The sequence below is a fragment of the Leeuwenhoekiella polynyae genome (genome assembly GCF_004104075.1).
Lineage (GTDB): Bacteria > Bacteroidota > Bacteroidia > Flavobacteriales > Flavobacteriaceae > Leeuwenhoekiella > Leeuwenhoekiella polynyae.
In genome coordinates this window covers 158,155-173,556 of the sequence record NZ_QOVK01000007.1, presented here as the reverse complement: position 1 = coordinate 173,556, position 15,402 = coordinate 158,155, and the positions used below count along the sequence as shown (strand labels likewise).

The following is a 15,402-nucleotide window of genomic DNA, read 5'->3' as shown; positions in this document are numbered from 1 at the left end:
AACAAGATAAGATAAAACCAAAACGGTATAAATCAAAAAAGCTTGACGATAATAGAATCGTCAAGCTTTAAATTATAAATTTAATCCATCAATAATCTGTATCGTTTATTTAGGACTAGACAAAACCCTTCGTGTATAAAATGTTCTTTTCTTTTGAAACACACATAACCTAACCGCAACATTTAATTAAATATTTTATAATGTGTGTAGATTTTACTGGAGGTTTTATGAGCACTATTTGTCTAACTAATCAAAAACTGATTTGCTATGCATAAAGCTTTGATTTTTCTTTTTATTTTAGGTATTCAAGTTGCAGTTGCTCAGACTGAAGATGACCCAATCACCATCACTAAAGGAACTCAAAATGTAGAACTGAATCTGCGATTTTCTGGTATTAAAAATGACGTGCAGGTTTTGGTACTGCAAGTGGAGATAGATCAAAGCTTTTTGGGCTTTCTACAAACTATGGTTTAGCAGTTTCCGAAAATTTAATCGTGGGTGCTCATCTGGAATACAAATATGCTGAAGATGTAAACACGTCTTACCGCAACGGTGTGATAGAGAATATTGAGCGCTTTTATGGTTTTGGAATTTATGCAAAAAAATATTGGAACATCTCTAATCGTTTTCTCATCAACGGTAGAGGTGGAGTAGATTATGGTTTTTCCACACTATCAGAAGACTATACTGATGGAACCCTTTTTAGAGTGGGGTTTAGACCGGGGTTAACCTATTTCTTTAGCCCACACTTTGCTCTTAAAGGTGCCTTTGGATTTATAGGCTATACCAGCATTGAACTAGAAGATAATGAAGATTTTCAAGAATTTTATTCTAAGAGTAAAACCTTTGATGCACAATTTGGTATGTCTGAGATTAGCCTGGGTATTTCATATTGTTTTTAAGTAACTGATATTAATTAGAGGCTTAATAAACATACAGCGCTGCTTTTTACCTCAGTTCTTTTCCGAGCAAAGTTTTTTTGTATATTAATTCTATTACAAAGCAAAAGGCTATTATTCCTAATGCAATAATAACGCCCATTTTATTGGTAGAAAATTGTTGAATATTTAATGTGACAAAAGCAACGAAGCAAAGCAAACTTGCAGTTAAATGAATCCATTTTTTCGAATCAAGTTCTTGATGTTTTTTATAGCCGATATAGTTAACTATGGAAAAGATTAAAAGAAATCCAGCGCTTCCGGCAGTTGATATACTTTGTAAATTGAACAAATTGACTAAGGCAATAGCTAAAATAGCTGTTATTAGTAAACCTATAGGTTTACCCCAGAATTTATGGCAAAAATATTTTGGCAACTCATTATCCTCTGCAATATCATAATTCACTCTTCCACTCCCTAAAACAGTGGCGTTTATTGCTGAAAATGTAGATATTAGAGCGGTTATTGAAATAATTGTAAAACCCACTTTTCCCAGAACTGGTTCTGCAGCTTTTGATAGCACATAATCTTGGGCGCTTGCAATTTCTTTAAAAGGTAAAGCGCCAACAGTAACAATTGCAATTAATATATATAAAACAACAACAAAGCCAACTGCTCCAAAATAGGCTTTTTCAGTATTTTTTTCTTTATTCTTTAAATCAGAAATGGAATTGGCAATTAATTCAAATCCTTCATACGCTACAAAAATCACCATACCTCCAGAGAGTAATAAAAGTGGATTTTCCCAATTTGTTGGTGATAATTGATCAAGATTTTCAGGGTGCACTGTAAAGCCATAAAAACCTACACCGATGAAACCAACCAAAATAACCAGTTTAACAATCACTGCGATTGACTCAATTTTTCCAACAAGGGTTACACTCAAGTAGTTTATGAGTAAAGCGATTGCAATAATCGAGCTTTGAAAAATCCGAGTATCAATTTCTTTATTCCCGGTCAAGGAAATTAGTTCTGCTCCATAGGAGCCAAAAGCAGAAGAATATAGTGCTAACATGACAATATAGCTTATCCAAAGCAAGTTGTTTATTCCGCCAGCAAAAATCCCATTTCCATATTGTTGATGTATAAAACTTACAGTTCCTCCGTTTGCGGGATATTTTTTTGAAAGTTTGGCGTAAGAATATGCAGTTAGCAAAGCGATTAAGCCAGCAAACAGGAAGGCAATGGGAGTGCCCCCTTTAGCCAGTGAAACCGCAAGTCCTAAAACTGCAAAAATTCCACCCCCAACCATTCCACCAATTCCGATTGAAATGGCATCTTTTAAACTTATTTTTCCGTCCATATTAGTTGTTTGATTCCACCAGCAACCATTTTGTTTTTTAGTGCGCCGGTATCCAAATATTCCAAAGCTACCGAGCAATCTCCAGTAATTCCAACCCAAACAGTTTTAATTTGGTTAGGATTTAATTCCGAAATATGTTCAGTTTCGTAGCCTATAATTTTAATAATACTTTCAAACCTTTAGAAGTTTTCAAAAATACATGATACCTAAAAGTAAAAAATTATTACATATCACTCTTGAGGATTTCCGCAAAAGCTTAAAAATAATCAAGTTGAAGTTGTAATTGATTTTGAGTTGCTAATTAGTAATCATTAATAAGATCCTGATAAACTCGGGGAGTTGGATAAATACCTACCATCTACCAAATCCTCTTTGCTATATCCATTTACTTCTATTCAAAACTATCTGTTTGTTTGGCATTGCAATTTAGTACTTTAAGTAGGAGCCTCTATTAGAGCTGTTGAGTAGTTTGGTTATGTGAGCTAGGTGTTTTACCAGCCTTAGGTATGCCTTATCCTCGGGTGATCTACGGGTGAACCCCGGGTGAACCTTGAGTGAAGTATGGGGAAAGTAGGGGGGTAATGCAAACAACCTTTTAATTCAGTTTTTTAGAAGCTTTTATGGATTTAAAAAGCGGATGACTAATTGTAAATATAAGCTAGTTTTCAAGTCTTGTCAAGTTAGAATCTAGAACAACGAGCTATTTCTTTATTCTTAATCTTTAGGAGATATGCGCGCTAGGGAACTACAAAAGTTTTACGGAGCCCTCAGGATTTTATACTTCGTGTAAAATACCGGAATAGGAAATGTATCTTAAGTATACTAAAGTTTTCATCGACGCAAAAATTGGTTCACTATTGTATAACTAACCAATTATTTTAGAAGGTACTCTAATTAAGTCCCAATGCGCGTTTAACTTCAGGCATTAAATCTTTGCCCTTTGCCATAACCAGACCAGCATCTTTAGAAGAGTCTAACACGTATAAAAATCCCAGATTATCTGCGATCTTAGTCACTAGGTCTTTGGCTTTTTGCTTTACAGGAGCGTAGAGGAGTTCGCGTTTTTCGGCGAGTTGTTTATCTATGTTTTGCTGAGTTTGTGCTAAGTTGCGCTCAATAAGTTCGAGATCACTTTTTCGTTTTTCCTTTTCTTCAGGAGATAGAGTAGAGGCCTCATCTTCAAACTTTACAAATTGTGCCTGATATTCACGGTACGAAGTTTCAAAATCACGTTGGTACGCTTGCTTGAGTCGGTTGAGTTCTGCATCAGCTTCAGCCCCTAGCGGCATACTGTTGATGACTTCTTCCATATTAATATGCGCAACAGTTCCCTGAGCAGAAAGCGTCATAGAAAGGGTTATAAAAAGAATACAAGCAATGTGTTTAAATTTCATACGGGGTATTTTCAGTATTTATAATGAAAAAATGAGTGTCTAAGAATATAAATAATCTATTTTCAAATATGATGCCCAATTATTCAAGTAGGGCTTAAATTCAAAAATACAGTTATTTCAGCTATTTATAGTAAAAGACTGTTCGAGATACACAGTGTTTCATCTAGTTCTGAATTACCTATACTTTTTCTGCTAGTATTAATGAAACAGCTTGTATTCTGTGGAGTTTACTCGATAATCGAGATTTAAATGCTCCGAGACTTGTCTCGATCTAAAAATGTATTGTTCAGTTTAATGTTTTGCGGGCTTGCCCCTAAGGAGTGTTTACTCAAATTAATCTTAAAAACAAATGCTAAGAACATGGATCTTTGCAACTTTACTCGATAATCGAGATTTAACTGTTCCGAGACTTGTTTTGTTTTAAAAACGTATTGTTCAGTTTAATGCTTCGCGGGCTTGCCGGAAGTAGTTTATCCATAATTTATAGACCCTCACTTTATGCAAAATAATTTACAACTCACTTTAGCACTTTTGGTCTTGCTGATCACAAGTGTGGCAAAGGCTCAAAATAACCGTTCTTCTAACGGTTTTAAAGATTATTTTCCCATCGCAGAGCGCCCTTTTCTTGCTGCCGGTACAGGAAATAATCCTTACGAAAGAATTTTACTTGAAGCTAAACCTGTGGTTTATTACAGTATATATAACGATATACGCGATGCGCTTAACAGAGATACTATTGTAGCAGGTGATGCTGTTTATCTGAGTATTCAGCCGCATTTACGTATTTATGACGAAAACTCTAAACCGGTAAAAACACCTTCTTACAAAGCATTTATTGGTTGGCAATCTATAATAAAGACCAAAAACAATAATTTTCTTACTGCAGCGATAGAAACGGGCCATTATTCTAACGGGCAAAGTAAATCGGCTTTTAGTGAGGAGTTTGAAGATAATTCTGATGAAAGTAGCGCTTTATATGATGCCATAACAGACGATACAGATTTGGCAGCATTGCTCAATAGATCTTCTGGAAATTTTTCAACCAATTTAACGCGTGTTTCTTTAAATTACCGGATCAATACCTTTGATGAAGCTAATTATCCGTTGCGTTCGCATTCCTTTACGCTGGCGTATCAATTGTATCACAACCGATTTTTAGGTGCTTTTCAATTTGGTGGTTACAACCCAGAAGATATAGATATCTATGGCAGGCATCAGATAGAGGGTTGGTATGAGTTTACTGCACACTTTAAAAATATGCGTTATAGCATATCGCAGCGTGTTTTTCTGCATCCTGATGTGCACCCTTCTGCTGTTATATATCGTTCTGAAACCAGCGCAACTTTGTATCCTTGGGATACTGATTTAGGTTTTATGGCTCGTTTTAATTTTGGCTATGACGATTACAATTATCGCTTTGTAGATAATTATCCCAGATTTTCAATAGGCTTAACATGGGATTGGTTTACGCCATTTGTGGTTAAACCTAGAAAACTGCAGGTTCCCAAAGAACGAGAATAAATCACTCAGTACGCGTGATTTGTTATTTGCGAGTACTGTTTAAATAGTCCAGCACATTTATAATTAGAAAAGCCTTGCAGTATTCCAAAGGCTTTTCTAATGAGTTAATACTTCAATATAAGTTAGAACATCTGTTCAGTTCGTAAATGAAGAGCAGTATGGAATATAAGCTCATTTTAGATAGATAATGTCAGGAGAGCATCTTAAGTTAGTCTTAGCTTTTGCAAAAGGGTAGGAGCGGCTTTTGAAACGAGAGAGCTATAATAAATAAAAAGACCTGTACTTGCGTAACAGGTCTTTTTCCAACTTAAAACTAATTTATTATGATTTGGGGAAATCTTTATTCGTTAGAAGCAACTTTGGAATTATTTTCAAGATGTTCAATGATTGCAATACCCTCGTTATGATTTTCAAAATTATTAGATGCTAATGCAAGCGTTTCTAAGTTTTGCATTTGATGAAGACCGTCAGGAATAAAACCAACAAGCTTGTTGCTTGACAAGTTTAATTCTTTAAGGTTATCTAACTGTAACACAGCCATAGGAAATTGACCATTCAGGTTATTATCAAAAAGATTTAATACTTGAAGATTTTTAAGGTTAGCTAAATCATCACTTAAAGAACCGCTTAGGTTATTACTAGTAAGTAACAATTGCTCAAGGTTTGTAAGATTGTAGATTGTATTAGGTAATTTACCATCTAGCATATTACCGTTAAGAACTAATACTTTTAATTTTTTTAGGTTTCCTATAGTAGCAGGAATAGAACCTTGTATTTTGTTAAAAAATAATTCTAAAGAAATTAAAGCGTCAAGATTACCTAAACTTTCTGGTAATTGACCATTTAAGTTATTCATACTTAAGTTAAGTCCTACAACATTGTCGTTTACAACTTTAACACCGTGCCAAGTTGCAACATCAGCATTAAGGTCCCATGTGTTGTTCCACTCAGCACCATTAGTAGCGTAATATAAATCAATCAAAGCCTGTTTCTGTGTACTTGAAACTTCTGCCAAAGCTGAAAAACTTAAGAAAGCTGCTACTAAAAAAGTAAAGATTGATTTCATAGAGGGTTAATTTATTTGTTTAACATCGTAAATATAGCGTATTTCAACCTTTAAATGCAATTATATTCGATGAAATACACTTAATTTTTTACAAGTACATTAATTAAATGTATTTTACTTGTATAAAAAATGATAAAAAAGAATGTTTCATTGTTTTTAATCTAAAGATATACTAGATTAAATACATTTTAAGCTGATTTATAAACAGCTATTTAAAGTATTTTCCTACATAAATAGAGTGTGCTAAGTGAGAAAGAGTCTAAGTAATCAGATTCCTTTTATCAACTAAAAACTAATGAAAAAACAAACTAGATTCTAAGTCTTATTCCTATTTATTATGTATTGCATTTTTTAAAAGGAAAGAGTTATTCGTTTCTAATATAGGGATTTAAGTTTTTTGTAGATAAGTAAACACGATTAAGTGCTAGACTTGAATTTGTCAGCTATTTGTAAAATAGCTTTTCCACTTACTTTATGTTTTCCCTCAAAAGGAATCTTTTCAATATTTTCACCGAATGTTTTTTGAACAAATTCAAGTTCGTACTTCAGTTTATTTGGTGTGAGGAATTCATCTTCTAATCCATACGTAATAAAAGTTTGTAGGTCTTTGATTTTACTAAAATCCGCCGTATTTAAGTTTTTAGGCACACTCCCGGAATGCAGCACGAGTGTATTGCAGATTTGTTTTCTATAAGCCAGCCAACGTGTTACAACTGAAACTCCTTGCGAAAAGCCCAATACCACAAAATTTATACGACTGTTAAGTTTAGGCTCTAATTCAGATTTATAAACAGCATCCAGATAGTTGAGGACATTTTCTATTTCATCTTCAGTATTAATGCGGGTGATCCAAGAAGCTCCTACATATTTATAAAGCTTGTCTTGATAGTATTTGCTGGGAGCTTGCGGTGCTACGATATAATTCTCCTCAGCATTCAAGTTTTCAAAATGATTTAAAAAATAAGAACTCAAATGACCCAGACCGTGGCAAACGAGCCAGACATTTTTTGTTTTTTCAGTAAACTCGTTGAGGGTTTGATAAGTATTGGTAGTTTGATAACTCACCTTTTTTTCTTCACGCATCTTTTAGGTTTAGTATCTTTATCGGCCATGTAGCATTAGAATTTTTACAGTATTCTGAATTCGATGGAAGTAGATAGGTTGTACTATTTTTTACAACTGCAAAATAAACAATAGTCAATACAAGCTTGGAGCAAGTACTGGTGATTGTCCTAATAATAAAGAATTTTTTTTAAGACTTATGATGAATCAAGAACAAAAAGAGCAAGCCCTGAAGCGTTGCAACGCCATTTGCAAAAACACGTTGATGGAAACTTTAGATATTGAGTTTATAGATATAGGTGATAACTTTTTAACTGCGTCTATGCCGGTAAGTTCAAAAGTGCATCAGCCTGATGGTGTATTACATGGGGGTGCCTCTGTTGCCTTAGCTGAAAGTGTAGGCAGTGCAGCAAGTATGATGTTTCTTGATGTTGAAAAAGTTTTTGTTAGAGGAATCGAGATCTCTGCAAATCATGTAAAAAGTATTTCTGAAGGTTTGGTTTATGCTAAAGCTATCTATTTACATAAAGGGCGCACCACACAATTGTGGGAAATACGAATCACCAATGAAAATCAAGAATTGATTTCGCTTGTAAAATTAACTACCATAGCTTTGTCTAAAAAATAGCATGACTACAGAAGACTTGTTTAGCAAGGCTAATGCGCAGTATGCCAAAAATTTGCCGTTTGTGCTTTATAGAAAACCCGAAGCAGACTTACTCAATGGTTTGTTTCAGGAAGATAATTTTTTGCATAAAGTAGAGACCTTTGAAGAAACAGGTTTTGTTTTTTCACCTTTTGATAAGGATCAAACTGGTATTCTGATTCCGGGGATCCCTGAAGTAACCACAGATTTTAAAGAAGAAAGAGCTTCTTTAAAAAGCACTACTATTAAAACCGAAAGTGCAGCAGAAGCTGATCATATACAATTAGTAAAAAAAGCTGTAGCGGCTATACAAAATTCAACGCTTCAAAAAGTGGTGCTTTCGCGGGAGCAAAGTCAGGAAATTGAAAACGTAAATCCCATCACTATATTTAAAAGACTTCTGTTTAATTATAAGACAGCCTTTGTCTATATATGGCATCACCCTCATGTGGGAACCTGGCTAGGCGCAACACCTGAAACGTTGTTGTCGTTAAAGGGAAGAAAATTTGAAACCATGGCACTCGCGGGAACTCAAAAATTTACAGGTTCTTTAGCTGTAAATTGGGGTGATAAAGAAATTCACGAGCAACAACTAGTCACTGATGAGATTGTGACCAATTTGCAAGCTTTTGATTTACGCTCCTTACATGTAGGTGATCTGGAAACTCACCAAGCCGGAACTTTATTGCATTTGCGCACGTTGATCTCAGGAACATTTAATACCGAAGGTCAAAATCTAAAGTCTTTATTAAAAGCTTTGCATCCCACACCGGCTGTTTGTGGTTTACCACGAGATTTAGCTAAAGACTTTATTATACAGGAGGAAAACTATGATAGAGCGTTTTACACCGGTTTTCTGGGCGAACTCAATATTCTTAGAGACACTTCAAAGAAAAGATCGCGACGTAATGTTGAAAATCTGGCCTATAAGACTTTAAAAAACGAAACCAAGCTTTTTGTAAATCTAAGGTGTATGCAATACACAGATTCTAAGGCGCTTATTTATATAGGTGGCGGCATCACCGCGGCTTCAAACCCTAAGCTTGAATGGCAAGAAACGGTAAATAAAGCACAAACTATTGCGAGTGCTCTGTAAGGCTTTTGCTTTGTTGTATTTTTGTGATTAAATGAAATATTCTAGTATACCCATCGCACAGTCTGTGGTTTTGCTTTGTTTAGAAAAAGGCATCAACCATGTCGTTATATCTCCGGGATCGCGTAATGCTCCACTCACCATAGGTTTTACACACCATCCTGACATTTATACTTACAGTATAGTTGACGAGCGCTCTGCAGCATTTTTTGCATTAGGTCTCGCGCAGCAATTGCAAAAACCGGTAGCCGTTTGCTGTACTTCCGGTAGTGCAGTTTTAAATTATTATCCTGCAATTTCAGAGGCTTTTTACAGCGATATTCCGCTTGTGGTTATTTCAGCAGATCGTCCAATTGAGCGTATAGATATAGGAGATGGTCAGACCATTCGTCAGCGTAATGTATTTGAAAATCACATTTTATATTCGGCTAATTTATATTCTGAATCTGTGCCAGATACTCCGTTGACAGATCCGAAGTTAATTCAGAAGCAGCGGGAGGTCACCAAGCACAATCAGCAAGAAATCAATAAAGCGCTCAATGAAGCATTAGTAGGAAAGGGGCCGATTCATATCAATGTTCCGTTTTATGAGCCGCTCTATAATACGACCGAAGAAAAATTGGTAAATCCTATTCTGGTAGATCAGCAACCCAAAGCCATTGAACTTACCGATGATCAATTAGTGCCTTTTCTTTCTAAATGGAATAAAGCCAAGCGGAAACTGGTGTTGATAGGTGTATTGCACCCCAATACCATTGAGCAGGAATTTTTGAATCGGTTAGGCGAAGATCCAAGTGTTTTGGTTTTTACTGAAACAACGTCTAATCTCCATCATCCTAATTTCTTTACCCGAACAGATAATATAATTGGTTCGCTAGACGATGCCGGTTTTAAAGATCTGCAACCTGAAATTCTTGTGACTTTAGGCGGAATGGTAATCTCAAAAAAGATAAAAGCTTTTTTACGCAATTATCAGCCGCAAGAGCATTGGCATATAGATCCCAAGAAAGCTTACGATACTTATTTCTGTCTCAATAAGCATTTTAAAATGCCGGTTAATTTTTTCTGGTCCAGATTCTTAGAGCAGGCACAGCCGGTAGCAAGTAATTATCAATCAGATTGGCTTGAAGTTCGAGAACGCAGAGATGCGATGCATAAAGCCTATACAGATCAAATGACCTGGTGTGATTTTAAAGCTTTTGATTTGGTTTTAAAAGAGCTCAGGCCCAATAGTTTATTGCAACTGGGGAACAGTTCTACCGTGCGTTATGTGCAACTTTTTGATATTGATAAATCCCTAAAGGTTTATTGTAATCGTGGAACTAGCGGTATAGACGGAAGCACTTCTACAGCGGTAGGTGCGGCAATTGCAGCTCGATTGCCCACAACCTTAATCACCGGAGACCTCAGTTTCTTTTATGACAGTAACGGGCTCTGGAATGCTTATTTATCGAACGATTTTAAGATAATCGTGATTAATAATAGTGGAGGTGGGATTTTTAGAATTCTTCCGGGAGATAAAGAATCTCAGGCTTTTGAAACCTATTTTGAAACCACTCATAACCTTGATGCATCTCATCTTTGTAAGATGTTTGGCTTGCGTTATTTTACCGCAGCAACTGAAGAAGAGCTCATACAGGCACAGCAGGATTTTTATGCTGAAAAGAGCAAGCCCTGTCTTCTTGAAATCAAAACACCTAGACTAGAAAATGACCGTATCTTGTTGAGTTACTTTGATTACATCAGATAACTTTTTTTTAATTTTATGTATCTTTAAAGAAGTTAAATAATTTAATCCACTAAAAATTAAGTATCCTCATGAGTAAAAGAGATGAAATGATTGCTAAATATGCAGCAGACCTTAAAGAAAAATTAGGTGTCGATGCAGATTTGGATTTGTTAACCAAGGTAACCATTGGTTGTGGTCCTTCAATTTATAACAAAGATTCTTCAACAGTTTCCGGAGGAAGTGAATCAGAATTAGAAACTGTAAAAAATAACTTTCTAATCAAAAAATTAGGTTTAAGTGACGGTCCGGCATTGATGGAAGGTATCAAGAAAGTATTAGAAGACTATGGTACTTCTAACCGTAATAAATACCGTGCAGTCGTGTATTATTTACTGACTAAGCATTTTAGTAAAGAAGAAGTTTACAGTTAGTAATTACTGTATTTAAAATATTGAAAAACCGCCTCAAACACTGAGGCGGTTTTTTATTGGCACCGCCAAAAGATATACTACCCCCGAAGCTTGACTCGAAATAGGGAATTTCTTTTAAACAATGCCTCAGGGCCTGTCATTGTCGGCAGATGGGCTTGCCCCGAGGTAATTTACTGTATTGCTGTTCAGTTCGCTTAACTAGATGATCGAGATTTAAACGCGCTAAGTGTTCCTTCTATGTCTTATGCTCTTTCTTTTAAGGCTTTGCAGATCTGTCGCAAGCTCGTTTACTGCTTACACGCTATAATGTCTAAATAAGGAGGTTGATCCTCTTATTTTTCCTAATTTTGAACACCTTAAATAAAAACTATGCTGGCACTAGGCGAATACCATAAAATGACTATAGATCGTGATGTAAGTCCCGGTCTTTACTTGCGTGATGAAGATGAAAATGAGGTGTTACTTCCCGGTAAATATGCTCCAGAAGGTTTTCAACTTGAAGATGAGATCGAGGTTTTTGTATATCTGGATAATGAAGAACGTCCTGTGGCAACTACGCTAAAACCGTTTATTTTAAAAAATGGGTTTGCTTATTTAAAATGTACTTCGGTAACAAAAATAGGTGCCTTTGTAGACTGGGGATTGGATAAAGAATTATTTGTTCCGTTTTCTAATCAGGTAACCGAAATGCGCGAAGGCAGTTGGTATCTTGTCTATATGTATCTTGATGAGCGAACCAATCGTTTAGTAGGTTCTTCAAAATTCAATACCTATTTAAAAAATGAGGATATTGACGTTCAGAAATTTGATAAAGTAAATCTTTTGGTTTCTCATTTTTCAGAACATGGAGCGCACGTGATTATTAATGAGACTTATCAAGGTTTGGTTCATAAAGACACTATTTTTGAAGATATACGTGTAGGTGATAGGCTTCCTGGTTACATTAAGCGTGTGCGAGAAGATAAAAAGATAGATGTATTGCTTCAGCCTGAAGGTTATAAGAGTGTAGAGCCTAATGCGCAGTTTATTTATGAAGAATTAAAGCGTAACGGAGGTAGTTTACCCGTTCACGATAAAAGTTCGCCAGAAGATATTAATGCGTATTTTGGGATTAGCAAAAAGCTTTTCAAAAAGGCAATTGGTGCTTTGTATCGCGATCGTCAGATCAATATTACAGAGAACAGTATTGAACTTAAAAATCAAGAAGATTAAACTTTAGTAGGATTGTTTCGCTTTTGCGAAAATTTATAAAGAATATACCATGCAAGAACCTGATTGGAAAATTGTTAAAGAATACCAAGATATCACCTTTAAAAAAGCAGATGGTGTAGCGCGTATCGCGTTCAACCGTCCCGAAGTGCGTAACGCTTTTAGACCCAGAACCACTGCAGAATTATTGGATGCTTTTCATATTGCACAAGAAGACACTTCGATAGGTGTGGTTTTATTATCTGCAGAAGGACCTTCTCCTAAAGATGGAGTATATAGTTTTTGTAGCGGTGGCGATCAGAAAGCTCGTGGCGATCAGGGTTATGTTGGAGACGACGGCTATCACCGTTTGAATATTCTTGATGTACAGCGTTTGATCAGGTTTATGCCAAAGGCAGTTATTGCAGTTGTTCCCGGATGGGCTGTAGGTGGAGGTCATAGTTTACACGTTGTATGTGATTTGACACTGGCGAGTAAAGAGCACGCTATTTTTAAACAAACTGATGCTGATGTAACCAGCTTTGACGGTGGTTACGGGTCTGCATATTTAGCTAAAATGGTAGGACAAAAACGCGCTCGTGAGATTTTCTTTTTAGGTCGAAATTACTCTGCTCAGGAAGCTTATGAAATGGGAATGGTAAATGCTGTGATTCCCCATGAGGAATTAGAAGCTACCGCTTATGAATGGGCACAGGAGATTCTTGCAAAATCACCAACTTCTATCAAAATGCTAAAATTTGCAATGAACCTTACTGATGACGGTATGGTTGGGCAGCAGGTTTTTGCCGGTGAAGCCACGCGTTTGGCGTATATGACTGAAGAAGCCAAAGAAGGTAGAAACGCATTTTTAGAGAAGAGAAAGCCTAATTTTGAGAAAAAATGGATTCCATAGTCGGTAAATTGAACAGGTTCTAGTATTTTTATTAGCAATCCTATCAAAAAGCTCATATGGAATATACGTTTACAAATGCCCCGGTAGACTTAGAGACCTTACCAGATTACCAGCAATTAACTTATACTTCGGTTTCAAAAAAGAGACTCTATAAAGTATGGGCTGTTCTGGCAATTTTCTTTGTTCTTATTGCTGTAGGGCTGTATTTTTTACGTGAAGCAACCGATGTACCTATGCTTATTCCCGGTTTGACTACTGGAGCCCTTGTAGTCTTTACATTGCTTTTTCTCTATCAGTTTATGCTTCAGAAAAAAATAGGCTATGCGTTGCGGGAGCATGATATAGCTTATAAAAGAGGCTTTCTTTTTGAAAAAATAACAGTTATACCCTTTAACCGAATTCAGCATATTTCTACCTCTGCAGGGGCACTAGATAAAATATTTAAGATCGCAAACCTCAATATTTTTACAGCGGGAGGTGCAGGAAGTGATATCAATATTCCCGGATTGCCACCTGAACTCGCAGCAAGACTTAAAGATAAAGTAGCTAATCATCTTACTGAAGCAGATGAATAGATCCTTTTCAGAACCACAATTGCAGTCAAAACCGGGAGTGCTTTTCATCTTTTTCTCTCAATTTTATAAATTCTTAAGAGCGCTTGGGCCGGTATTGCTGTATTTTATAATCAAAGGACCTAAAACAGACTATACTGCACAGATAATATTTGGAATAGCTGCAACACTTTTGCTGCTTCTGGGTTTTAGTGTGCTTTCTTTCTATAGATTTAAATTTCATATCGATTATAAAAACAGTGAATTTGTTTTACAAAAAGGAGTTTTTTCAACAGAGTCGATAAGCATTCCTTTTTCAAAAATTCAACAGGTTTATTTTAAGCGCTCGCTATTACAACGGGTGATAGGTGTTTACAGTGTGGTTATAGATACTGCCGGAAGTAGTGGGCAGGAGATTAATATTAAAGCTTTATCTGAATCAAAAGCAAAAGATTTGCAGCACGTATTGATGGATGCTGTAAATGAAACTAATCAGCATACAGAAGCTGCAAATTCAGACGAACTTACAGAAGAAAAAAAGATTTCTTCTACACTATGGAATTATAAATTATCGCCTCTAGCGCTATTGAAACTGGGGCTTACCAGTAATTATTTTAGAGGTGTCTGGCTGATTTTAATTTTCGTTGGTTCTATTTATCAGCAGATGGGTGATTTTGATTTGGTACAAAGCGATCAATACAAAGAAGGTTTAAAAGGCTATTTAGATGCGTACAGTAAGCCGATAGAACTATTCATTCTAACTGCTCTGGTATTTGTTGGCGTATTTGTAATTGGTATGATTATCTCCTGTGTAGAGATATTTATAAAGTATTTTGATCTAAATCTTACCCAAACCAAAGAAAGTTTAGAACTTGAAATGGGGCTTAAAACCAATACTAAAATCAGTCTCAAACCCAAGCGGGTACAGCTTTTGCGCGTAGTCACTAACCCGATACAAAAACGCCTGAATCTTCAGGAAACACAAATTGCTTTAGCTAGTAGTCAGGATAATCTGAGCAAAACAAAAATCAGTATTCCGGGCTTAGAACGTATGCAAATTGAACGCGTTAAGCGATTTTTATTCAGCAGTCCTATGCGGCCGGGGCGGGTTTTTAAGCCAGCATTTATCTTATACATTCGCTTGCTTATTTTAGCAAGTTTACCCCTTATCTTGACAGCCGTAGTAGCTTCATTTTTAGTGGCTAACTATATGGTAGAAATTCTGAGTATACTTTTTATTATTTTCGGTATGCTTATCATTCCTTATCAATATTATTGGTATCGAGCACTTTCTTTAGAGATCACACCAGAGTTTATCATTAGGCGCAAAGGTGTATGGAATCAAAAAACTGAAATTATAGAACTTTTTAAGTTACAGGCAGTTACGGTAGATCAACCGGTTTGGTACAAAAAACGCCAATTGTATAACTATACATTTCATACAGCCGGTGGAGCTATTTCTTTTCCATTAACTTCACATAAAATGCAACAGTATATCAACTATGCGTTGTATCGGGTAGAAATAAATAAGCAAGCCTGGATGTAGGCTTGCTTATCTTATAATTAA

Annotated in this window: 14 protein-coding genes and 1 pseudogene; 11 read left to right on the top strand and 4 right to left on the bottom strand. The window is 35.8% G+C overall.

Annotated elements, in window-relative coordinates; all coding sequences use genetic code 11:
- The first annotated feature begins 267 nt into the window (after nucleotides 1-267).
- Both DSM02_RS10330 and DSM02_RS10325 read left to right on the top strand, forming a co-directional pair.
- The gene (locus DSM02_RS10330) at nucleotides 268-474 is read left to right on the top strand and encodes a hypothetical protein (RefSeq protein WP_128765555.1); all 207 of its coding nucleotides are present in this window, start codon (nucleotides 268-270) and stop codon (nucleotides 472-474) included.
- Between the two features lie 14 nt (nucleotides 475-488).
- A pseudogene (locus DSM02_RS10325) lies at nucleotides 489-902 on the top strand (hypothetical protein); the annotation flags it as partial.
- A gap of 46 nt (nucleotides 903-948) precedes the next feature.
- On the opposite strand, the gene DSM02_RS10320 reads toward DSM02_RS10325, so the two are convergent.
- A complete protein-coding gene (locus DSM02_RS10320) occupies nucleotides 949-2,241 on the bottom strand; it encodes an APC family permease (protein ID WP_128765553.1) in 1,293 nt (430 codons plus the stop codon).
- An 890-nt stretch (nucleotides 2,242-3,131) separates the two neighbouring features.
- Nucleotides 3,132-3,635, bottom strand: a complete 504-nt coding sequence (locus DSM02_RS10315) for an OmpH family outer membrane protein (RefSeq protein WP_128765552.1) — start codon at nucleotides 3,633-3,635, stop codon at nucleotides 3,132-3,134.
- 498 nt (nucleotides 3,636-4,133) lie between these two features.
- Here DSM02_RS10315 and DSM02_RS10310 point away from each other — a divergent pair, with 498 nt between their 5' ends.
- The gene (locus DSM02_RS10310; RefSeq protein ID WP_164918285.1) at nucleotides 4,134-5,156 is read left to right on the top strand and encodes a hypothetical protein; all 1,023 of its coding nucleotides are present in this window, start codon (nucleotides 4,134-4,136) and stop codon (nucleotides 5,154-5,156) included.
- Between the two features lie 340 nt (nucleotides 5,157-5,496).
- Here the strand turns inward: DSM02_RS10310 and DSM02_RS10305 are convergent, their stop codons facing one another.
- Together DSM02_RS10305 and DSM02_RS10300 are read right to left on the bottom strand one after the other, a co-directional pair.
- Nucleotides 5,497-6,222 (bottom strand): leucine-rich repeat domain-containing protein, encoded by a 726-nt coding sequence (locus tag DSM02_RS10305; protein WP_128765551.1) that lies wholly within the window; start codon nucleotides 6,220-6,222, stop codon nucleotides 5,497-5,499.
- Between the two features lie 417 nt (nucleotides 6,223-6,639).
- Nucleotides 6,640-7,305, bottom strand: a complete 666-nt coding sequence (locus DSM02_RS10300; RefSeq protein ID WP_128765550.1) for an alpha/beta hydrolase — start codon at nucleotides 7,303-7,305, stop codon at nucleotides 6,640-6,642.
- Nucleotides 7,306-7,486: 181 nt separating this feature from the next.
- Here DSM02_RS10300 and DSM02_RS10295 point away from each other — a divergent pair, with 181 nt between their 5' ends.
- From DSM02_RS10295 to DSM02_RS10260, 8 genes are all read left to right on the top strand, one after another.
- A complete protein-coding gene (locus DSM02_RS10295) occupies nucleotides 7,487-7,912 on the top strand; it encodes a PaaI family thioesterase (RefSeq protein WP_128765561.1) in 426 nt (141 codons plus the stop codon).
- 1 nt (nucleotide 7,913) lies between these two features.
- On the top strand, nucleotides 7,914-9,026 hold the full coding sequence (locus tag DSM02_RS10290) for a chorismate-binding protein (RefSeq protein WP_128765549.1): 1,113 nt from the start codon (nucleotides 7,914-7,916) through the stop codon (nucleotides 9,024-9,026).
- A gap of 31 nt (nucleotides 9,027-9,057) precedes the next feature.
- Nucleotides 9,058-10,773, top strand: coding sequence for a 2-succinyl-5-enolpyruvyl-6-hydroxy-3-cyclohexene-1-carboxylic-acid synthase (gene menD / locus DSM02_RS10285; RefSeq protein WP_128765548.1), 1,716 nt, complete (start codon nucleotides 9,058-9,060; stop codon nucleotides 10,771-10,773).
- A gap of 68 nt (nucleotides 10,774-10,841) precedes the next feature.
- Nucleotides 10,842-11,183, top strand: a complete 342-nt coding sequence (locus DSM02_RS10280) for a DUF2853 family protein (RefSeq protein ID WP_128765547.1) — start codon at nucleotides 10,842-10,844, stop codon at nucleotides 11,181-11,183.
- 369 nt (nucleotides 11,184-11,552) lie between these two features.
- Nucleotides 11,553-12,395 carry a CvfB family protein gene (locus DSM02_RS10275; RefSeq protein ID WP_128765546.1) on the top strand — a complete coding sequence of 281 codons (843 nt, stop codon included), beginning with the start codon at nucleotides 11,553-11,555 and terminating at the stop codon, nucleotides 12,393-12,395.
- Nucleotides 12,396-12,444: 49 nt separating this feature from the next.
- Nucleotides 12,445-13,284, top strand: a complete 840-nt coding sequence (locus DSM02_RS10270; protein WP_128765545.1) for a 1,4-dihydroxy-2-naphthoyl-CoA synthase — start codon at nucleotides 12,445-12,447, stop codon at nucleotides 13,282-13,284.
- Nucleotides 13,285-13,340: 56 nt separating this feature from the next.
- A complete protein-coding gene (locus tag DSM02_RS10265) occupies nucleotides 13,341-13,859 on the top strand; it encodes a PH domain-containing protein (RefSeq protein WP_128765544.1) in 519 nt (172 codons plus the stop codon).
- The gene (locus DSM02_RS10260; protein WP_128765543.1) at nucleotides 13,852-15,381 is read left to right on the top strand and encodes a PH domain-containing protein; all 1,530 of its coding nucleotides are present in this window, start codon (nucleotides 13,852-13,854) and stop codon (nucleotides 15,379-15,381) included. Before DSM02_RS10265 ends, DSM02_RS10260 begins: the two co-directional genes overlap by 8 nt.
- The last annotated feature ends 21 nt before the right edge of the window (nucleotides 15,382-15,402 follow it).